17 protein-coding genes are annotated in these 20,155 nt (G+C 71.1%); 4 read left to right on the top strand and 13 right to left on the bottom strand.

Annotated features, from left to right (window positions below):
* Positions 1-5: 5 nt before the first annotated feature.
* Together ACWDEW_RS23025 and ACWDEW_RS23030 are read left to right on the top strand one after the other, a co-directional pair.
* Positions 6-380 carry a cupin domain-containing protein gene (locus tag ACWDEW_RS23025; RefSeq protein ID WP_450514815.1) on the top strand — a complete coding sequence of 125 codons (375 nt, stop codon included), beginning with the start codon at positions 6-8 and terminating at the stop codon, positions 378-380.
* A gap of 178 nt (positions 381-558) precedes the next feature.
* The gene (locus tag ACWDEW_RS23030; RefSeq protein ID WP_450514816.1) at positions 559-762 is read left to right on the top strand and encodes a hypothetical protein; all 204 of its coding nucleotides are present in this window, start codon (positions 559-561) and stop codon (positions 760-762) included.
* Between the two features lie 15 nt (positions 763-777).
* On the opposite strand, the gene ACWDEW_RS23035 is transcribed toward ACWDEW_RS23030, so the two are convergent.
* Both ACWDEW_RS23035 and ACWDEW_RS23040 read right to left on the bottom strand, forming a co-directional pair.
* The gene (locus ACWDEW_RS23035) at positions 778-1,758 is read right to left on the bottom strand and encodes a DNA polymerase Y family protein (RefSeq protein WP_450514817.1); all 981 of its coding nucleotides are present in this window, start codon (positions 1,756-1,758) and stop codon (positions 778-780) included.
* Positions 1,759-1,781: 23 nt separating this feature from the next.
* On the bottom strand, positions 1,782-5,234 hold the full coding sequence (locus ACWDEW_RS23040) for a DNA polymerase III subunit alpha (protein WP_450514818.1): 3,453 nt from the start codon (positions 5,232-5,234) through the stop codon (positions 1,782-1,784).
* Between the two features lie 303 nt (positions 5,235-5,537).
* On the opposite strand from ACWDEW_RS23040, the gene ACWDEW_RS23045 reads away from it, so the two are divergent.
* Both ACWDEW_RS23045 and ACWDEW_RS23050 read left to right on the top strand, forming a co-directional pair.
* Positions 5,538-6,620: a DUF3533 domain-containing protein gene (locus tag ACWDEW_RS23045; RefSeq protein WP_450514819.1), complete on the top strand. Its 1,083-nt coding sequence runs from the start codon at positions 5,538-5,540 to the stop codon at positions 6,618-6,620.
* The gene (locus ACWDEW_RS23050; RefSeq protein WP_450514820.1) at positions 6,617-7,816 is read left to right on the top strand and encodes an AAA family ATPase; all 1,200 of its coding nucleotides are present in this window, start codon (positions 6,617-6,619) and stop codon (positions 7,814-7,816) included. The genes ACWDEW_RS23045 and ACWDEW_RS23050 overlap by 4 nt, the downstream gene beginning before the upstream one ends.
* A gap of 86 nt (positions 7,817-7,902) precedes the next feature.
* On the opposite strand, the gene ACWDEW_RS23055 is transcribed toward ACWDEW_RS23050, so the two are convergent.
* The 11 genes from ACWDEW_RS23055 to ACWDEW_RS23105 all read right to left on the bottom strand — a co-directional run bounded on the left by ACWDEW_RS23055 (position 7,903) and on the right by ACWDEW_RS23105 (position 20,107).
* Positions 7,903-8,985: a S1 family peptidase gene (locus tag ACWDEW_RS23055; protein WP_450514821.1), complete on the bottom strand. Its 1,083-nt coding sequence runs from the start codon at positions 8,983-8,985 to the stop codon at positions 7,903-7,905.
* A gap of 230 nt (positions 8,986-9,215) precedes the next feature.
* Positions 9,216-10,100: a slipin family protein gene (locus ACWDEW_RS23060; RefSeq protein WP_450514876.1), complete on the bottom strand. Its 885-nt coding sequence runs from the start codon at positions 10,098-10,100 to the stop codon at positions 9,216-9,218.
* A 160-nt stretch (positions 10,101-10,260) separates the two neighbouring features.
* Positions 10,261-11,160: a S1 family peptidase gene (locus ACWDEW_RS23065; protein ID WP_450514822.1), complete on the bottom strand. Its 900-nt coding sequence runs from the start codon at positions 11,158-11,160 to the stop codon at positions 10,261-10,263.
* A gap of 201 nt (positions 11,161-11,361) precedes the next feature.
* A complete protein-coding gene (locus ACWDEW_RS23070; protein ID WP_450514877.1) occupies positions 11,362-11,751 on the bottom strand; it encodes a DUF1684 domain-containing protein in 390 nt (129 codons plus the stop codon).
* The gene (locus ACWDEW_RS23075) at positions 11,748-13,088 is read right to left on the bottom strand and encodes an NtaA/DmoA family FMN-dependent monooxygenase (protein WP_450514823.1); all 1,341 of its coding nucleotides are present in this window, start codon (positions 13,086-13,088) and stop codon (positions 11,748-11,750) included. Before ACWDEW_RS23075 ends, ACWDEW_RS23070 begins: the two co-directional genes overlap by 4 nt.
* Positions 13,085-14,164, bottom strand: coding sequence for an LLM class flavin-dependent oxidoreductase (locus ACWDEW_RS23080; RefSeq protein ID WP_450514824.1), 1,080 nt, complete (start codon positions 14,162-14,164; stop codon positions 13,085-13,087). Before ACWDEW_RS23080 ends, ACWDEW_RS23075 begins: the two co-directional genes overlap by 4 nt.
* Before the next feature lie 87 nt (positions 14,165-14,251).
* Positions 14,252-16,111: an FAD/NAD(P)-binding protein gene (locus tag ACWDEW_RS23085; protein WP_450514825.1), complete on the bottom strand. Its 1,860-nt coding sequence runs from the start codon at positions 16,109-16,111 to the stop codon at positions 14,252-14,254.
* 403 nt (positions 16,112-16,514) lie between these two features.
* Positions 16,515-17,114: a GTP-binding protein gene (locus ACWDEW_RS23090; protein ID WP_019074893.1), complete on the bottom strand. Its 600-nt coding sequence runs from the start codon at positions 17,112-17,114 to the stop codon at positions 16,515-16,517.
* On the bottom strand, positions 17,098-17,454 hold the full coding sequence (locus tag ACWDEW_RS23095) for a DUF742 domain-containing protein (RefSeq protein ID WP_043681268.1): 357 nt from the start codon (positions 17,452-17,454) through the stop codon (positions 17,098-17,100). The genes ACWDEW_RS23090 and ACWDEW_RS23095 overlap by 17 nt, the downstream gene beginning before the upstream one ends.
* Positions 17,451-17,879, bottom strand: a complete 429-nt coding sequence (locus ACWDEW_RS23100) for a roadblock/LC7 domain-containing protein (protein WP_019074895.1) — start codon at positions 17,877-17,879, stop codon at positions 17,451-17,453. The genes ACWDEW_RS23095 and ACWDEW_RS23100 overlap by 4 nt, the downstream gene beginning before the upstream one ends.
* Complete coding sequence (locus ACWDEW_RS23105) at positions 17,876-20,107, bottom strand: sensor histidine kinase (RefSeq protein ID WP_450514826.1); 2,232 nt, start codon at positions 20,105-20,107, stop codon at positions 17,876-17,878. Before ACWDEW_RS23105 ends, ACWDEW_RS23100 begins: the two co-directional genes overlap by 4 nt.
* Between the last annotated feature and the right edge of the window lie 48 nt (positions 20,108-20,155).

The following is a 20,155-nucleotide window of genomic DNA, read 5'->3' on the forward strand; positions in this document are numbered from 1 at the left end:
CACGCATGCCCGTCATCCGCTCGACCGAAGCCGTCACTCACGAGATCCACGGCGCACGCTTCGTCTCGTACGCCCGTCCCGCCACCGGCAGCGAGGAGTTGTGCGCCTGGCGCGGCGAGATCCCGGCCGGCACCAAGGCGCCCCTGCACACCGTCAGCCGCGAGGAGATCCTGCACATCCTCGAAGGCGAACTGGTCATCACGCTCGACGGCCGCACCGACCGGGTCGGCGCGGGCGACACGCTGATCATCAACCCCGGCGCGACCTTCGGCGCCGAGAACCCCACCGACCGCGCCGTGATCACCTGGGTCACCACGTCCATCGGGCTGGAGGCGGAGTTGGCCGACGGGACACACATCGTTCCGCCGTGGGCCAACTGACCCGCACGCAAAGGGAGTTCGGTCACATCAGGAGCAGGCCGGGCAGCACCCCGGTCGGTACGACGTTCCCGTTCCGTAAGGTTTTCGACCGCCCCGGCCGCACCGAACGGGACGAAGCTGAGCCATGGACGCGGGTGGGTACCGCCGCGGACATACCGGTACGGAGAATGGAGCGACCATGTTGGTCCGTGGTATCGGCGGGATCGTCCTCGTCGTGCTCGGCGCGGTCTGGATCGCGCAGGGCACCGGCGCGATGAACGGCTCGGCCATGTCCGGCCACGGCCAGTACGCGGTGCTGGGCGTGGCGGTCGCGCTGATCGGGCTCTTCCTGCTGGTGCGGGCCTGGCGGCTGCGGAACAACGACCGCCGCCAACACCCCTGAATATAGGGGCGGTTCTCAGTCGGCCAGGGCGGCCGGGCGCACGGCCTCCTGTCCGAAGCGTCGACGGGCGCGGTCCGCGGCGGCCTCGACCGCGCGGGCGCGGGCGTCCGCGGGATCCATGGAGAGCTGACGGTAGACGCTGTCGGCCGGCCGCAGGTCGTCGGCGCGGAGCACGAAGGCGCGGACGCGGGCGCGTTGCAGCCCCAGGGAGGTCAACAGGCCCAGGGCGGTGGCGGCGAGAGCGGGTGAGTGGTCGATGGGTTCCGGCAGGGCGCGGGTGCGCGTGGTGGAGGTGCGGTCGGCGTAGCGGACCGTGAGGGTGAGCCGGCCCGCGAACTGCCGTTCCCCGCGCAGGCGTTGGCCGATCCGGTCGGCAAGTCCCAGGACGGCCCGGTGGTGTTGGTCCGGGTCCAGACAGTCCCGGCTCAGGGCCAGGTCGGCGACCAGGTGTGCCGCCGGTTCCGCGGGGACGACCGGGCGGGGGTCGTGGCCGCGGGCGCGCTCGGCCAACAGCCGTGCCTGGCCCGCGCCGAGGAGCCGTTGCAGGGTCGCGGGAGGCAGGTCGGTGAGCTGGCCGATGGTGTGCAGGCCGTAGCGGTGCAGCGTGTCCGCCGTGGCGCGGCCGATCCCGGGCAGCGCGGTGATCGGCCGGGGATACAGCCAGTCGGCCGCCTGCCCGGTGGGCACCCAGGCGGTGGCCCCCGGGGCGGACGCGTCGGCCGCCATCGCCGCCAGCATGCGGTTGCCCGCGAGGCCGGCGCTGCTGTCGATGTCGTAGAGGGCCTTCAGCCGCATCTTCACCGTCTGGACCGCGTCGTAGGCGGACATGTCGAAGTACCGGAGCGCCGAAGTCAGGTCCACCTGAAGGGCGTTGGGCGGGATCGCCTGGACGTGGGGCGTGATTCCGGACACCAGTTCGATTATGTCCTCGTACTGGGCCCCGTTCAGCACGGCGTGCAGATGGAAGTGGGCGATGTGCCGCTGACGTGTGCTCATCCCGTTCATCCCGTTCATCCCGTTCATCCTGCGCTCCCCGGGCTGCGGTGGCCGAACTTCTTCAGGTCGGCGGAGCGGGTGCCGGCGGGCTGGAGGTCGGCGTACGGATGCAGGCGGGCACCGGTGGTGCCGTTGGCGAGAGTGCGGTGCGGCTGGGCGGGGGTCGGGTGCGGGCGGTCGGCGCCCAGGAGCGCGAGGGCGGCCTCGGGGCCGTCGTCCCGGCGGGCCGCCGCGATCTCGTCCAGGTCCCAGGCCATGGAACCGACCACGGTACGGCGGGTGCCGCGCACCTGGACCGTGCCGCGCACCAGCAGCAGGCCACTGTGGAAGACGGTGTACGCGCAGGCCGGGTGGGAGTCCTCGAAGAACGCGAGGTCGACCAGTCCCGAGCCGTCCTCCAGGGTGACGAAGATGATCCGCTTGCCGCTCGCGATCGGCGGGGTCTGGGTGGAAGCACGGACACCGGCGACCAACACCTGCTGCCCCGCACGCAGTTCGGCCAAGTGGGCCGCGTCCGTCGCGCCGATCTCGCGCAGCAGTCGGTGGTGATGCTCCATCAGATGCCGGGAGACGTCGATGCCGAGAGTCCCCAACTCGGCGCTCAGCGCCTCGCGTCCGGTCAGCTCCGGCAGTCCGCTCGGTTCCACTCCCCCAACAGCCCCTGTGTCCATGGGCAGTTGACCGGCTCCCGCGGTCCGGTTGCGGGACTGCCGGTGCAACTCGGTGATCTGGAGCAGGAGATCACGCCGGGTGAGCCGGCCGTCGTGCAGGCAGGTCAACGCGCCGATCTCCGCCAGCCGTTCGGCGACCGGTCTGCTGGGCCGGGCCCGCTGCCAGAAGTCCGACAGCGATCCGTACGGCTGCCCCTCCTCGATCCGCGCGCACTCCGCCTCGCCGATGCCACGCACCCCGGACAGCGCGAGCCGCACGCCCCACTCCTCCTGTTCGGTCATCTCCACGACGTGCTTCACCCAGGAGCGGTTGATGTCGACGGGCAGCACCGGCACCCCCCGGCGCCGGGCGTCGGAGACCAGGACCCGCTTGGGCCACATCCCGGGGTCGTGTTCGAGCAGCCCGGCCAGCAGGAACGCCGGATGGTGCGCCTTCAACCAGGCGCTCTGCAGGGCCGGTACGGCGAAAGCGACCGCGTGGGCACGGCAGAAGCCGTAGGCCCCGAAGGCCTCGACGGTCTCCCAGACCTCGTCCCGGACGGCCGGGCTGTAGCCACGCTCGCGTGCCTTCTGGTGGAACCAGTCCTTGATCCGGGGCAGTTGGTCCTTGCCGCCGAGTGCTCGTCGGGTGATCTCGGCGAAGGCCCGGTCGCAGCCGGTCAGTACCCGGAGGGTCTCGATGATCTGCTCGTGCCAGATGGTCACGCCGTAGGTGTCGGCGAGTACTGGTTCCAGGTCCGGGTGGGCGTAGTCCGGTGCGCCGCCGTGGCGGGCCGCGATGTACCGCTCGGGCATGCCTCCGGCGACCGGGCCGGGGCGGAAGAGGCTGATGTCGGCGATGACGTCCTGCACGTCACGGGGTTGGAGCCGGGACAGGAGGTCCTGCTGACCCGGCGACTCCAGCTGGAACAGGCCCAGCGTCTGGCTCTCCTGGATGAGCTTGAACGCGAACACGTCGTCGAGCGGCACCTGTTGGGGGTCGTCGAGGTCGATCCGGTTGCCGGTGGCGCGTTCGATCTCGGTGACGGCGTGGGCCATCGCGGACTGCATACGGACGCCCAGGACGTCGAGTTTGATGTTGCCGAGTGCTTCGATCTCCTCCTTCGCGGCCATGGCCATGGGGTAGTCGCCCTGCGGGGTGGGCTGCACGGGCAGCCGGTCCAGGAGTGTCGCGTCGCTGATGACCACACCGCAGGGGTGCATGGCCATGCCGTGGACCAGGGAGTCGAGCCCTTCGGCGAGTTCCCACAGAGGGCCGAACCGACCCGCCTCGCCCGCCAGTTGCCGTAGTTCGGGCAGTTCGGCGAGTGCGTTCGTGATGTCGGAGGCGCGCAGGTGCGGGAAGCTCTTGGCGATCCGGTCGACGTCGGCCGGGGCGATCCCTAGAGCGAGGCCGGTGTCGCGCAGCGCCCTGCGTGCCCGGTAGGTCTCGGGCATCGCGGTGACCGCCACCCGCTCCTTCCCGAAGCGTTCGAAGATCGTGTCGTAGCACTCCAGGCGGCGGGCGGACTCCACGTCGATGTCGATGTCGGGCAGTGATTCGCGGCGTCTGCTCAGGAAGCGTTCGAACAGCAGGCTGTGGTCGAGCGGGTTGGCGGTGGCGATGTCCAGCGCGTGGCAGACCAGCGAGCCGGCGCCGGAGCCGCGGGCGGCGACCCTGATGCCCTTGGCCCGGATGTCGGCGACGACCTGTCCGACGGCGAGGAAGTACGCGTCGTAGTTCCAGTGGGAGATGACGGCGAGTTCCTCCTCCAGTCGGTCGAGTGCCGCCCGGTCGCGGTCGAGGCCGCGCCGGACCAGGCCCTCCTCGGATCTCAGGCGCAGCAGCCCGGCCGCGCCGCCCGTCTCCGGTCCGGCGCCGAAGAGCGACGGTTCCGGGAAGTGCCGTCTGCCGAGGCCGAGGTCCACGGGGTCCACGACACACGCCTCCGCGGTGCTCGCGGTGTCCGCCATCAGCCGACGGGCCCGCCGTACGTCCGCTCCGGCGCACTCGGCGATCATCCGCGCCACGACCGTCATCTCCTTCTCGTCCTTGAGCCAGCGCTGTCCGCTGTCCAGACGGCGCCGGTCGATCGGGCGCAACAGGCGTGCCGCGTCGAGGACGTCGGCGAGGCGGTGCTGGTCGGGGTCGGCGTAGCGGACGGCGTTGGAGAGCACGGCGGTGGTGTGGGTGCGGTCGGCCAGCGCCAGGGTGCGGGCGGCCAGCCGGAGGGAGCCCGGACCGGTGCCGAAACGTTTCTGCGCAACGATCTCCAGCCGGACCCCCCGCCCGAAGATCTCCCGCCAGGGCACCAGCAGCCTCATCGCGACGTCCTCCCGGCCCACCGACAGTGCCCGCACCGGCTCCGAGAGCGGTCCGAGCAGCACGGTCAGCCCGGGGCCGCCGTACTCGCGCAGCGCCTCCCACGGCACGACCACCGGTGCCGCGCCGGACGCGGTGCCGGCGTGGGCGGCCGAGGTGATGCGGCACAGCCGGGCCCATCCCTCCCGGCCCTGGGCGAGCAGCACGAACCGCAGCGGCGGCTCGATCACATGCGCGCCGCCGCGTACGGGGGTGCGCGGGCGCCGCGCGGGCGGCGGGGGTGCCAGCGCCTCCACCGCCAGGTCGATGCCGAAGATCGGCCGGACCCTCTCCTTCGCGCACGCCTGTGCGAAGCGGACAGCACCGGTGACCGTGTCCCGGTCGGTGAGCGCGAGGGCCGCGATCCCGCGCTCGGCCGCCCGGCCGACGAGCTGCTCGGGATGGGAGGCGCCGTAGCGGGCGGAGTAACCGGACGCGACGTGCAGATGAGCGAAGCCCGCCATGCCGCACCTCCATCACTCCACCCCTTTTCGGCCACATCTGCCCGATATATTCATCGTACGCTCGTTCGATTACCCTAACCTCATCGGCCCCGGTCAGCGACCCGCATCAGTCCCGCCGGCGACCCACATTCGAACACATCATCGATTCCTTGGGGAGGTGTGCGGTGTCCGAAACAGACGCCACCCCGTCAGCTCCCCACCCGGGCCTAACAGTTGGGAAGAAAACTTTTCCGAACACATGCACGACATCCGTTCGGCCCCTTCCCGCCTGCGCGAACACCCGGCCACCGGGACCGTGGGGACATGACAGAACCCCCCGGTGCCGGTACGTCCCGTACGTCCTTCCTCGGGGAGGTGAAGGACGCGGTCAGCCCCCGGGCCACCCTGCTCGTCATCGGTGTGGTCGCCCTTCAGCTGCTCTTCATCGCCTCCTACGTGGGGGCGCTCCACAACCCGAAGCCCAGGGATGTGGCTTTCGGGGTGGTCGCGCCCGGGGTCACGGCCGAGCAGACGGTGGCCCGGCTGAAGCAGCTGCCCGGTTCGCCGCTGGACCCGCGTACGGTGCCGGACGCGGCGAGTGCGCGGAAGCAGATCCTGAACCGGGACATCGACGGCGCTCTCGTCATCGACTCGCGCGGCATCAAGGACACGCTCCTGGTCGCGACCGGCGGCGGCACGGTCCTCGCCACCACCCTGGAGACGATCACCACCACCCTGGAGAGGGCCGAGCAGCGCACGATCAGGGTGGTGGACGTGGCCCCGGCCTCCGCCCAGGACTTCGACGGGCTGTCGTCCTTCTATCTGGTCGTCGGCTGGTGCGTCGGCGGCTATCTCTGCGCCTCGATCCTGGCGATCAGCACCGGCGCGCGGCCCGCCAACCCACGCCGCGCGGTGATCCGGCTGATCGTGATGGCACTGGTCGCGATCGTCGGCGGGCTCGGCGGCGCGGTGATCGTCGGGCCGACCCTGGGCGCGTTGCCGGGGAGCGTGATGGCGTTCTGGGGGCTCGGCGCGCTGATCACCTTCGCCGTCGGGGCCGCGACCCTCGCCCTGCAGGGGCTCTTCGGGGTGGTGGGCATCGGTCTGGCGATCCTGCTGGTGGTGATCGCGGGCAACCCGAGCGCGGGCGGTGCCTTCCCGCTGCCGCTGCTGCCGCCGTTCTGGAACGCGATCGGGCCCGCGCTGCCCCCGGGCGCCGGGACCTGGGTGGCGCGCTCGATCGCCTACTTCAAGGGCAACGCCGTGACCGGCCCGCTGCTGGTGCTGTCCGCGTGGGCGTTCGCCGGGGTCGTGATCACCCTGCTGGCGGCGACGCTGCGGCACAAGCACGAGCGGCTGCTGGGCCGACCGGCGTTGTCAGACCCGTCTGCAACCCTGGACCAATGATCAGCACCCTCGCCGTCGAGAACTACCGCTCCCTGCGCCGCCTGATCGTCCCGCTGACCGGACTGAACGTGATCACGGGGGCGAACGGCACGGGCAAGTCGAGCCTGTACCGCGCGCTGCGCCTGCTCGCCGAGTCCGCGCGCGGCGGCGCCGTCGCCGCGCTGGCGCAGGAGGGCGGGCTGCCGTCGGTCCTGTGGGCGGGCCCGGAGAAGATCGGCCGCGCGGTGCGCGAGGGCAGACATGCCGTGCAGGGCACGGTCCGCTCGGGCCCGGTCAGTCTGCAACTGGGCTTCGCGGGGGACGAGTTCGGGTACGCGGTCGACTTCGGGCATCCGAGCCCCGCCCCCGGTGCGGGCAGCGCCCCCTCCATGTTCAACCTCGATCCGGAGATCAAGCGCGAGTGCATCTGGAGCGGCCCCGTACTGCGCCCGGCCGCAGTCCTGTCCGACCGCGCGGCAGCCGCCGTCAGACTGCGCGGCGCGGGCGGCGGCTGGTCCCGGGCACACGGCGCCCTGCGCCCGTACGACAGCATGCTCGGCGAGCTGGCCGACCCGCAGCACGCCCCCGACGTGCTGGCGGTGCGGGAGTTCATCAGGTCCTGGCGGTTCTACGACCATGTCCGCACCGACGCGCACGCGCCGGCCCGGGCCGACCGCATCGGCACCCGGACGCCCGTGCTCAGCGGTGACGGCTCCGATCTGGCCGCCGCCCTGCAGACGATCCGCGAGGTCGGTGACGGCGAGGCGCTGGACGCGGCCGTGGACGCGGCCTTCCCCGGCAGCCAGGTCCACATCGCCGATCTCGGCGGACGCTTCCGGCTCGCCCTGCGCCAGCACGGGCTGCTGCGCCCGCTCACCGCCGCCGAACTGTCGGACGGCACCCTGCGCTATCTCCTGTGGGCGGCGGCGCTGTTGACGCCCCGGCCCCCGTCGCTGCTCGTGCTGAACGAGCCGGAGACCAGCCTCCACCCGGACCTGATCCCGCCGCTCGCCGATCTGGTCCTCACCGCCGGCAAGGACACGCAGATCATCGTGGTCACTCACGCCAGACCGCTCGCGGACGCGCTGCAGAAGGGCGCGATACGTCACCGTCTCGACGTCAACTCCATAGAGCTGGTGAAGGAGTTCGGGCAGACGACGGTGGCGGGTCGCGAGGGCCCGCTCGACGAACCGCTGTGGTACTGGCCCAAGCGCTGAGCCGACCGTACGGACACGGAAGTCCCGCCCCCTCGCGCGCGGGGACGGGCCTTCACGACATCGCGCGAACGGCGTCGTACGACAGGTCAGCCGATCTGCGCCCCGAACGTCGACAGTGCCTCGGTGACCGGCTGGAAGAAGGTCTCGCCGCCCGAGGTGCAGTCGCCGCTGCCGCCCGAGGTGAGGCCGATCGCCGCGTCGCCGTCGAAGAGGGAGCCGCCGCTGTCGCCGGGCTCGGCGCAGACGTCGGTCTGGATGAGGCCGTTGACGATGTCGCCGTTGCCGTAGTTCACGGTGGCGTCCAGGCCGGTGACCGTGCCGGTGTGCACCTGGGTCGTCGAGCCGCTGCGGGTCACCTTCTCGCCGACGGTGGCGTCGGCGGCGTGGGTGATGGCCTGCGAGGAGCCGTTGTAGAGGTCGACCGCGCTCGGGTGGGCGACGTCCGAGGTGTACTTGACCAGGCCGAAGTCGTTGCCCGGGAAGCTTGATTGCTCGTTCGTGCCGATCTCGTTGCCGCCGGCGTCGGACCACGTGGAGATGGCCTCGGTGCAGTGCCCGGCGGTGATGAAGTAGGGCGCGCCGCCCTTGACCACGTTGAAGCCGAGCGAACAGCGGCCGCCCGAGCCGGAGATGGCGTCGCCGCCCGCGATGAAGGGCTTCAACTCCCCAGTGGTGCGCCGGAGTTCGGCCTTGGTGCCGAGTCCGTCGACGACCTTGGTGAGCTTGGCCCACTCGGCGCCGGAGACCGTGCGGTCTGCGGTGACGACGACCTTGTTGGTGGTGGGGTCGGTCGCCCATGAGGTGCCGGGGATGGTGGCGTCCTGCTTCAAGGTCGTACGGGCGCCTGTCAGTTCGGCGAGGGAGTGCTCGACGATTCTCGCCTTGGCGCCGGCCGCCTCGACGGTGTCGGCGGCGGCCTGGTCGAGCACGTTGACCACGAGGCTCTTGGTCTTCGCGTCGTAGAACGTGCCGGCCGCGTCGGTGCCGAGGTCCTTGCCGAGCGTCGAGGCGAGCTTTCCGGCCGCCGGGACCGAGAGGGTGCGGAGTGCGGCCGGCTGCGAGGTCTCGCTGGCGTTCGCACTCTGCAAGGTGACTCCCGCGACGACCAGCGCGGCTATGCCCGCGCCCGCCACGACCGCCCGTCGCCCGGGTATGCGTCGGTGCTTCAACTCGTGTCCTCCTGTGGGGGGTCGGCCCGGCAGGTCAGAGGGCCTGGCGAGCCGAAAGGTAGGTTGACGGGCACCCACTCTTCCCAACCTCACAGGGAGCGCACAAGGTCGACTTCAGGTCGCGCGCGGGGCACGGCCGTACGCCCTCACCATTTTGACTGTCCACTGTCATCCCAGGCCGTTCGCACTGCAAACACCGCGTGCGAGCAACGGCCATCAACCGGTGAGGACTAGTCCTGTCCGGAAATCGACCCCTCGGGTTCCGGATCCGCATGGGGCTCGGCGGGCGGGAGTTGCTCCTGCACCGGTTGCGGTGCCACAGGAGCAACGGGTGACACGGGTGCCGCGGGCGCGGCCGGGGCGGCTCGTTCCAGGAAGCGCAGCAGCTCCACCGGGAAGGGGAGGACGAGCGTCGAGTTCTTCTCGGCCGCGACCGCAACCACCGTTTGCAGCAGGCGGAGTTGGAGCGCGGCCGGCTGTTCGGACATCTCCTTGGCCGCCTCGGCGAGTTTCTTGGAGGCCTGAAGTTCGGCGTCCGCGTTGATGATGCGGGCGCGGCGTTCGCGGTCGGCCTCGGCCTGGCGGGCCATCGAGCGTTTCATCGTCTCGGGCAAAGAGACGTCCTTGATCTCGACGCGGTCGATCTGCACGCCCCAGCCGATGGAGGGGCTGTCGATCATCAACTCCAGGCCCTGGTTGAGCTTTTCGCGATTGGAGAGCAGGTCGTCCAGGTCGCTCTTGCCGATGATCGAGCGCAGGGACGTCTGGGCCATCTGCGAGACGGCGAAGCGGTAGTCCTCGACCCGCACCAACGCGTCCGCGGCGTCGACGACCTTGAAGTAGACGACCGCGTCCACCCGGACCGTCACGTTGTCACGCGTGATGCCCTCCTGCGCGGGCACCGGCATCGTGACGATCTGCATGTTGACCTTGCGGAGCTTGTCCACAAAGGGGACGATCATGGTGAACCCCGGTCCGCGCACGTCCGACCGGAGTCGGCCGAGCCGGAACACCACGCCCCGCTCGTACTGCTTGACGACCCGGGCCGCCGCCATCGCGTACACCGCTCCGACGGACGCGAGCGTCACTCCCGCCGTCACCAGCTCCTCGACCATCACGGCCCCCCAGGGTCCGACGTGGGCGCATCAGGTGCCTTCTTCGATACCACGAAGGTAACTCCGCGCTCGGCACAAGAGCGAGCCCCCGCACGCCAGTTGCGTACGGGGGCCCACCCGCTGCCGGCTGCAGTCCGGAGCGGAGGAGATCAGGCGGACGTCAGCCGACGCTCACGCCGTAGTAGCTCAGGGCCTCGGTGACCGGCTGGAAGAAGGTCGTGCCGCCGGAGGTGCAGTTGCCGCTGCCGCCCGAGGTCAGACCGTAGGCCACGGTGCCGCCGTAGAGCGGACCGCCGCTGTCGCCGCCCTCGGCGCAGACCGTGGTCTGGATCATGCCGTAGACGATGTCACCACTGCCGTAGTTGACGGTGGCGTTCAGGGCGGTGACCCGGCCGCTGTGCGTGCCGGTGGTGGAACCGCGCCGGTAGACGGTCGTGCCCACGGCCGGGGTGGCCGCGCTGGAGATGGTCTGGCTGCCGACCGCGCTCGGGTGGGCGATCGAGGTGTTGGTGTACTTGACCAGCGCGAAGTCGTTGGTCGGGAAGCTGTAGCCGACGTTCGTGCCCAGCACCGTGGTGTGACCGGAGTTGGAGTACCAGGTGGAGGCGACCTCACCGCAGTGTCCGGCGGTCAGGAAGTAGTACGTGCTCCCGCTGTGCACGTTGAAGCCGAGCGAGCAGCGGTACGCGCCGCCGTAGATGGCGTCGCCACCGGTGATCAGCTTCTTGAACTGACCGGCCGTGTGCTTGATGGTGATCGCGTCGGCGGTGCTGCCCGCCTGCGACTTGATCTTCGCGATCTCGGCCTGGGACACCGTGCTGTCGACGGTGACGACGACGCGGTTGGTCTTGCTGTCGACCGCCCAGGCGGTGCCCGGGACATCGGCCTTGAGCACGGACGAGTTGGCCGCGGAGAGCTGGCTCGCGCTGAACGTCCGGGCTTCGCTCGCGTTCGCGGTGGGGACGGCGAACGCTGCAGCGGCGACGAATCCGGTGGCCACGGCGATCAGCCCGGCCCGTCTCGCGATTCCGCTGCGGGGGGTGGTGCGCTTGATCCTCACGTTTCGTTCCCTCCTAGGGGAATTCGGGGGCCCGCGTGGGGTCGGGGCCCGTGAGGCGCAGTCAGAGTCGGGCGTCCGGTTTTCGAACACGTCGTGCCCCTGACAAGCGCTGTGGGGGAGTATTCGGCTGCGTGACCGACGGGCGCAAGGGCGCCTTTCGGCCGTGCAGCCTTCAACTTGCCCACGATCTACGCGAGTTGATCACCCCGCCGCCGACAGCCACATCCCGGCCCACCAGGGCCGATGCCCCGCCTGCCGAAGGGTGCGCTCCCCCGCCTCGATCGCGACGCCCAGCGTATTCCCCGGCGGCGGGAAAGGGCAGATGAAATGGTCGGCGAACGCGCACGGCGGGAGCACCGCCCGGTCGAGGTCGACCGTCGTGCGCCCCTCTGCGTCCGGCGCGTCGGGATACGGGAAGCGGAACCGGCAACTGCCGTCCCGGCTCGCGGAGTCGGCGAACACCGCCGACACCCTGCCGTCGTCCTGCGCCCTCCCCTGGAACGCCACCCCCAACCCGTCGAGCCGGAAGGCGAGTTCACCCGCCGAGACGGACCGAGCCGGTGAAGGGTTCCCCGTCGAGGGGCAGGTCAGCCCTTCCCTCCCGGCTCGGCGAGCCCGAGGTGGGAGCGCAGGGTGGCGCCCCGGTACTCCGTGCGGAACGCGCCGCGTTCCTGGAGCAGCGGCACCACCCGGTCCACGAACTCGTCGAGCCCGCCCGGCGTGAGATGCGGTACGAGAACGAAGCCGTCGGCGGCGTCCTGCCGTACGAAGGTCTCCAGTTCGGCGGCGACCGCCTCGGGGGTGCCGATGAAGGACTGCCGGCCGCTCGCCTCGATCACGGTCTGCCGGATGGACAGCCCCTTCTGCCGTGACAGCGCCCGCCACTTCTCGGCCGTCGCGACGCTGTCGCCGCGCCGGGTCCGCCCCTGGGTGAGCGAGGGGTCCGGCTCCGGGTCGAAGTCGGGGAACGGCCCGTCGGGGTCGTAGGAGGAGAGGTCCGCGCCCCAGATCTGCTCCACGGCGAGGATCGCGTTCTGCGGGGAGACCTGCTGCCGCCGGATCTCGGCGGCCCGCTCCTGCGCCTCGGCCGCCGTGTCGCCGAGGACGACGGTGACGCCGGGCATGATCTTGAGATCGTCCTCGCCACGGCCGTACTTCGCGAGGCGTGCCTTCACGTCGGCGTAGAAGGCGCGGCCGTCCTCCAGCGTGCCGTACCGCGTGAAGATCACGTCGGCCGATCGGGCCGCGAACTCCCGGCCCTCCCCCGGGTCCCCGGCCTGGATGACGACCGGGTGCCCCTGGGGTGAGCGCGGCACCGTGAACTCGCCCGCGACGTCGAAGTGTTGACCCTTGTGGGCGAAGGGGCGGGAGAGTCCGTCCGGGGTCCAGGAGTCCCACAACTCCCTTGCCACGTCAACGAATTCGGCCGCCCGGGTGATGGGGGTCCCCCCGCTCGAACGCAGCTGAGAGTGGGGGAGGTCCGCGCGGTCCAGATATCCCCCGCGCCGGAAGTTCTCGCCGGTGAAGGCGTCCGAGGAGGTCACCACGTTCCAGGCCGCCCGGCCTCCGCTGAGATGGTCCAGCGTGGCGAGTCTGCGGGCGAGTTCGTACGGTTCGTTGAAGGTGGCGTTGACCGTGGCGGCAAGGCCGATCCGCTCGGTGACGGCGGCGAGCGCGTTCAGGACGGTGAGCGACTCCGGCCGTCCCACCACGTCCAAGTCGTGGATACGGCCCTTGTGTTCGCGCAGCCGCAGCCACTCGGCGAGGAAGAAGAAGTCGAGGAGTCCGCGCTCGGCGGTGCGGGCGAGGTGCTCGAAGGAGGAGAAGGCGATCTGGGACCTCGACCGCGGATCGGCCCACACCGTGGTGCTGTTGACGCCGGGGAAGTGCGCCGCCAGATGGATCTGTTTCCGGGACTGTGCGGTCATGACGCCGCTCCCCCGGTCACCGCGTACCGGTTGGCGGGCCGGGCCAGGCCCAGGTGCTCGCGGAGCGTGCTGCCCGGGTAGAACGTGCGGAACAGGCCCCGGTGTTGGAGCAGCGCGACCGTGCCGTTGACCAGCCGCTCCAGGTCGCGGCGGGGTTCGACGGGCGTGAGATGGAAGCCGTCGACGGTACGGTCGCCGTGCCAGGCCGCGATCAGTTCGGCGAGATCCACCGGGCCGCCCCGGTACAGCGGGCCGTGCGCGGTCTGCCGGGGGCCGCCTCCGCCGTGGCCCGGCTCGGCCGCGTGCTCGCCGTCGCCGAGGTCGACGACCAGGCTCACCAGGACCCGCAGGGTGTCGGCATCGCGGCCGAACTTCTCGGCTGACGCGCGCAGTTCGGCCCGTACGGCACCGGCCTGCGCGGAGCTCGCCGCGCGGACGAGAGCCACATCGGCGTACCGGGCGGCCGTCGAGCGGGCCTGGCCCTCGGTGGCGTCGACCACGCGGACCGGGTGGCCCTGCGGGGGTCTGGGCACGATCGAGGGGCCCTTGACGGAGAAGAAGGAGCCCTGGAAGTCGACGTGGTGCAGCTTGTCGCGGTCGACGAAGCGGCCGGTCGCGGCGTCCCGGATCTCGGCGTCGTCCTCCCAGCTGTCCCACAACTCGGCTGCCACCTCGGCGACTTCGCCCGCCTCCTGCCACAGCGCGTCGGCGGGCGCGGCATGGCGGCGGCCGAAGAGCCGGGCCTCGCCCTCGGTGGTCGACACGTCGATCCGCCAGCCGGCCCGGCCCCGGCTGACCCAGTCGAGGGTCGCGACCGCCGCCTGGACGTTGAAGGGCTCGGTGTGGGTGACGGTCACGGTGGGCACCAGGCCGATCCGGCCGGTCGCCGGGGCGACCCGGGACAGCACCGCGAGGGCGTCGGGGCCGGGGCGCGCGAAGGTGTCGTCGAGGGTCACGAAGTCGAGGCCGCCGCTCTCGGCGAGCCGCGCCAACTCGACGTAGGAGTCGGCGTCATAAGCCGACCGCTGGTCGACGGCGGCGGCCAGATGCAGGCCCCGGCCGTGCGAGGAGGTCATGTGAGGAAAGCCTTCCTGTCGTTCGGGAGCGCCTCGGAGAGGGCCAAGTCCTCGATGAAGCCCGGGACTTCACCGACCTGCTCGGGGCTACGCGGCGGCCCGACACGCGAGGTCCCGAAGAAATGCCAGTACGGCCCGGGCGGTGGCGTCGTTCTGCCGGAAGGCGGGGCCGCCGGTGCGCGGGCGGGTGAAGGCGCCGGGGGTCCGGACGTCGGTGTAGGGGCCGAGCGCGAAGCGCCGGGGGTGCGGTCGTCCGGCCGCGTCGAGGATCCGGCCGTCGGTGCGGTCCACCCGCAGCAGCCCCTCCGGGGTCTCCACGGCTCCGTCGGCGTGCAGTTCGCGCAGCAGCGGGTCGAGGGCCCGCCCGACGGTGGGCTCGGGCAGCCGGGCCTCGACGAGCGCCCGCGCCTCGACGGTGACGCCCGGCACGGTCGGGCTGGACGCCCGGAACACGCCGTCCTCGGCGGTCACGGCCATGTCCGCGCCGACGAACCGCACGACGCCGGCCCGGGACAGCGCGAGCAGCTGGCGCAACCGGGGCCCGGGCGGCCCGGAGGCGAGATAGCTGAAGAAGCCGTGCCACCAGGGCCCTATGTCACCGAGCCGGATCAACTGCCCGTAGACGGAGAGCAGTCCGAGGAAGACCGCCAAGTCGGGGCTGTTGGAGGGATCGTGACGGCGCGTCAGATCGTCCTCGACATACGCCCGCAGGCCCTCCTGGAACGCCTCCGGTGACGGATACCGCACCCCGTCCAGCGGGCGGTCCAGCGCCGCGAGGTCGAGCCGGTCGGCGGGGTCGGGCACGGCGGACGCCACGAGCGCCTCGCGCTCCGCCGCCTCCCCGGCCGCGTACTTCTCCTCGAAGTCGGTCCAGGCGATCGCCGTCCGCTCGGGGTGCACACCGAACAGCCGGTGGTAGTGCGCGAACCCCAACTCCTTCTCGACGAGAGGCCATACGTCCCGCCGGAAGTCGAAACCTCCCCCGCTCTCGGCTTCGCTCGACCGGGGGGACCCCCATGGCCGGGCGAGCAGCGCGTCCACCTCGGCGGGCCCGAAGAACCGTGGCAGCGGCGGCCGTTCACCGGTCCACTCGTAACCGATCTTCGAGTGGTACGGCACTCCGCGCCGCGAGCCGACGTACAGCACCGGCTCCTGCCCCGAGGGGATGTAGGTGTCGCCGTCGTGGCGCCCGCCCCGCCCCTCGGTGAGCAGCACCATCAGGTCGACGAAGGCGAGCCCGAAGCCGCGGACGATGACGCTCTCGCCGGGCGCGAGGGAGGTCAGGTCGCTGTCGGCGGTGAAGTCGGGCGGCAGGTGGACCAGGTCGTGGGCGCGGGCGTAGGCAGCCAACTCGCGCTGCTCCTCGTCGAGTTCGGCGTCGAGGTGGCCGATCGCGAGGACGACGAGGTCGGCGAGGAGCGGGCGCGGACGGCCCTCAAGCCACACCTGCTGCCGCCCCTCGCGCGAGCCGCTCACCCGCAGGGCGCGCCGCGGGTGGTGGTGGACGGTGACGCCCGGCGGCAGCGCGGCCACGGCCTCCTCGTGCACCCAGCGCAGATAGGCGCCCTGGAGCTGCCGGTCGGCGAAGGTGGAGCCCTCGATCTCCGCCCATTCGTGCAGCGTGGGTCCGGGGCGTACCGGGCCGTCCATGACCACCGTCTCGTCGGTGAACATGGTGACGTCCTCGGCGTGCGAGTTCATCCACAGCAGCGGCGACTGGGCCGCGCGCCAGATGCGTCCGGCGCCCGGTGCATGCGGGTCGACGAGGTGGATGTCGAAACCCTCGGCGCCCTGGGCACCCTCTGCGCCCGAACCGGCGTACAGCTCCGGCGCGTTGGCGGCGATGCGCTCGATGAGACCGGTCCCCCGCGGTCCGGCTCCGACGATCACGAGTGACGGTCTGGTGCCCGGGACGGCGGATATGGGGGTGGGAATGTCGGAAGACATGCGAAGACTCCGTGACGTGAGCAACACGGGCGAATGCCTTCACACAGGGCGCCTGACGGCACCGTACGGCCGAGCCCCTCAGCAGGGCCGTCCACCGACTGTACGGCGCCGTTTCCCCTCACTGTCAAGGACGTCCACACTGTGAGCAGTACGTCTCATCTCGGTTGACGCCCCACCGAATGCCTGTTCCACTTGGCCCATGCATCGGCAGCAGTGGCTGGTCAAGCGCTCCCACATCGACCTCGGTCGCGTGTGGTCCTCTTCCTGTTGAGCTGACCCACTGCGCGTCCCGGTCGCCGGAATCTCCCTCTGACCGTGCGCCTCACGCGTTCTCCCGCGCCACCCGTTCCGCCTTCACACGCACCCCTCCCCTCGGGTTTCGTCCGCACTTCCACCAGCACACCTACCGCGTCAGCGCGGCCGTACGCCGTCGTGGTGTCGCCCGGACCCCGATCACCCGGTCCATCAGCGCACCGAGCACATCCCGTACGGAGTCCCGGCTCCGCGCGTCGCACTCCAGCACCGGTACGTCCGCGCTCAGCCCGAGCGCCTCCCGGACCTCCTCCACGTCGAACCGGTCTGCGCCGTCGAAGCGGTTCACGGCGAGGACGAAGGGCGCGCCCTGCGACTCGAAGTAGTCGACCGCCGGGAAGCAGTCCTCGATCCGGCGGGTGTCCACGAGGACCACCGTGCCGAGCGCGCCCTCCACCAGGTCGTCCCAGAGGAACGAGAAGCGGTCCTGTCCGGGCGTCCCGAACAGATACAGCGTCATCGTCGGATCGAGCGTGATCCGTCCGAAGTCGAGGGCGACGGTCGTGGTGGTCTTCGCCTCGACCCCCACCAACGAGTCGACGCCCACGGAGACTTGGGTGATCGCCGCCTCGGTGTCGAGGGGTTCGATCTCCGAAATGGCCCCGATGAACGTGGTCTTGCCGACCCCGAGGCCGCCGCTGACCACGATCTTCACGGCCAACGGCACGATCTTGTCAGAGCGCCCGGACATGGTCCCTGATCCTTTCGAGCATCGGGAGCGGCAGCTCCGCGGGTTGCCGGCAGGCGAGTTGCCCGGCGACGACGAGGTCGGAGATCAGCACCTTCGCCACTCCGAGCGGCACCCCGACCCGGTGCGCGACCTCGGCGACGGTCGTCGGCCGCTCGCACACCGCGACGATGTGGCGCCGCTCGAAAGCGAGCGACGGATCCGGCACGCCGACGGCGACGACCAGCGTCTCCAGCCGCAGGTCGGCCTGGAGGGGCTCGGACCGGCCGCCGGTGATGATGAACGGCCGGACGAACGTCGCGTCCTCTTCAGGTTCTACGTCCCTGGACTGTTCACCGTTCACCGTGGCAACGCCTGCCGCAGATCGGCGATGAGCGTCGGGGTGAGCAGATCACCCGCCCGCTCCGCGAGCACCGCCATCTCGTAGCCGACCAGGCCCAGTTCACCGCTGCTGTCGGCGAGGACACCGAGACAGCTGCCGTCCCGGATCGCCGAGACGAGCAGGAAACCCCGGCCCATCTCGATCATGATGAGTTTGACCCCGTCGAAGCTGTACCGCTTGGACGCGCTGCGGGCCAGACTGCTCAGCCCCGAGACGATCGCGGCGAGATGGTCGGCCTCGGTCCGCCCGAGCCCGTCCGACACGGCGATCAGCAGTCCGTCGGAGGAGACGGCGACCGCGTCCCGTACGCCGTCGGTGCTCTTGACGAAGTTGGCGAGCAGCCAGTTGAAGGTCTGCGAGTCGTGCTGGGTGTCGACGGCGGTCACTTGGCGGCACCCTCGTTCGTCTCGGCGTTCTGCTGCTTCTCCTTCTCGACGCTGATCCCGCCCCGCATATGGGCGCTGCGCAGGGTGGAGAGCATCCCGGAGACCTGTTCGGGGGTCCGTTCCGGGTTGGGCGGCGCGGCGGGCGTGGTGCGGTCGGTGCGGTCGGTCTCGCTCACCGCTGCCGCGATACCGCTCCGCTGCGGCCGCTTGACCAGGCCGTTGCGGGTGCGCGCGGCGGACGAACCGCCCTTGGCGGCGACCGGGGTCGCCGCCGGTTCGGTCTTCGGTTCCATGTCCGTCTCCGCCTTCCTCGGCGCCGGGACCGAGGACTTCGCCTCGACCGCCTTCTCCGTCAGCAGTGCCGCGGGGATCAGCACCCGGGCGACCACACCGGCCGCCGGCGCCTCGCCGAGCCGTACCTCGATACCGCACTTTCGGGCGAGTGCGCCGACCACGAAGTGGCCCAGGAACCGGGTGGGTTCGGCCATGAAGCTGGCGGTGCCGGAGAGCCGTACGTTGGCCTCGGCGATGGCCTGGTTGTCCATGCCGAGCCCGTGGTCGACGATCGCGATCAGATAACCGGCGCTGGTGCGCCGCCCCTCGATCTCCACGTCGGAGTCCGGCGGCGAGAAGCTCAGCGCGTTCTCCACCAACTCGGCGAGCAGGTGGGCGATTTCGACGACGACGGAGCCGGTGACGAACGCGGGCTCGATCCGGCGCAGGGTGACCCGGCGGTACTCCTCGACCTCGGACAGCGCCGCGCGCAGCACGTCGTTGACGGCCAGCGGGGTGGACCAGGGGCGGGGGCTGGACTCTCCGGCGAGCACGAGGAGGCTTTCGGCGTTGCGGCGCATACGGGTGGCCAGGTGGTCGAGTTCGAAGAGGTTGGCGAGGGTCGCGGGGTCGGCGTCCTCGTGCTCCAGCTTGTTGATGAAGCTGATCTGGCGGCGCACCAGGTTCTGGTTGCGGCGGCCCAGGCTCACCAGCGAGTCGGTGGCGTTGCGCCGCAACACGGCCTGCTCGGTGGCGAGATCGAAGGCGGACCGCTGCACCCGGTCGAACGCCTCGGCCACCTCCCGGACTTCGGCCCCGGCCCGGTCGGCGACGACCAGCCGGGCGGGCGGCTGCGGCGCGGCCCCGGACGAGCCGTCCTGTACGGCGGCCACGGCCTGCGGCAGCCGGGTCCCGGCCACCTCCCGTGCCTGCTGGGCGAGTTCGACCAGCGGCGAGGAGACGGACCGTACGCAGTCGAGGGCCAGCGCACCGAGCGCGGCGACCGTGCCGAGCGCGAGCAGCAGGAACAGCAGCAGGTCGCGCTGGGCCGAACTCTCCAGCTGTGCGGCCCGGTTCTCGACATCGGTGCCGAGGGAGATCTGTACGTCACGCAGCCCGTTGATGGTGGAGGTCATCGAGTCCCACCAGGCCATGGGCGGAATGGCGCTCGACCTCAGCTTCCCGGTGCCGTGCACCGCCTTGCTCTCGTACGCCAGCGCGCGCTCGGCGTCGGGCGTGGTCAGGGCGGTGTCCAGCCGCCGCTCCTGCACGGCGGTGGCCGACCGGGGGAAGGCGTCGAGGGCGGCGAGGCGTCCGGCGCGGATCTCCATGAACCGGCCGTAGTCGTCGCCGCGGAACCTCCCGGCGCGTACCGAGCCGAGCACGATGGCCCGCTCCTCGCCGGTGAACTCCTTGGCGTTGCCGAGGACTTGGAGTGCCTGGTAGGCGTCGCGCAGGGTGGCGTCGTGGACGTCTTCGAGGCCGAGGTCGAGCCGGTCGAGGACGGTGATGGTGGTGGTGAAGTAGTCGAAGGTGTCCTTCACCACGCCGGTGCCGTCGTCGGCGTCCTTGCGGATCCCGACCAGGCCGTCGAGTCGGCCGAGGGACTCGCGCACGGAACCGGCGGCCGAGTCCTCGCGCCCCTTCAGGGTCACGTCCAGCTGCCGGCGCGCGGCGTCGGTCGCCTTGCGCTGCGCGGGCAGTTTGGTGCTGAACTGCTGGACTCCGCCGACGTATCCGGTGGTGAGCCCGCGCTCCTTCTGCAGTTCGTGCACGAGTCCCTGGAGAGTGATCTCCAGGCGGGCGTTGTCGGCGGTCGCGGAGGCGTTGCGGTAGGCGGAGATCTGCTCGGTGGCCGCGATGCCGAGCAGAGCGAGCAGGACCGCGAGGGCGAGGATAAGAATCCTCAGCAGCCTGGCGCGGATGCTGGTGGTCGCTTTTGTTGTGACGTCCACTGAAGTGCCTTAAGTGGGTGGCGAGTTGATCAAGAGTCGAACCTGAGG

The organism is Streptomyces sp. NPDC001100 (assembly GCF_053598575.1).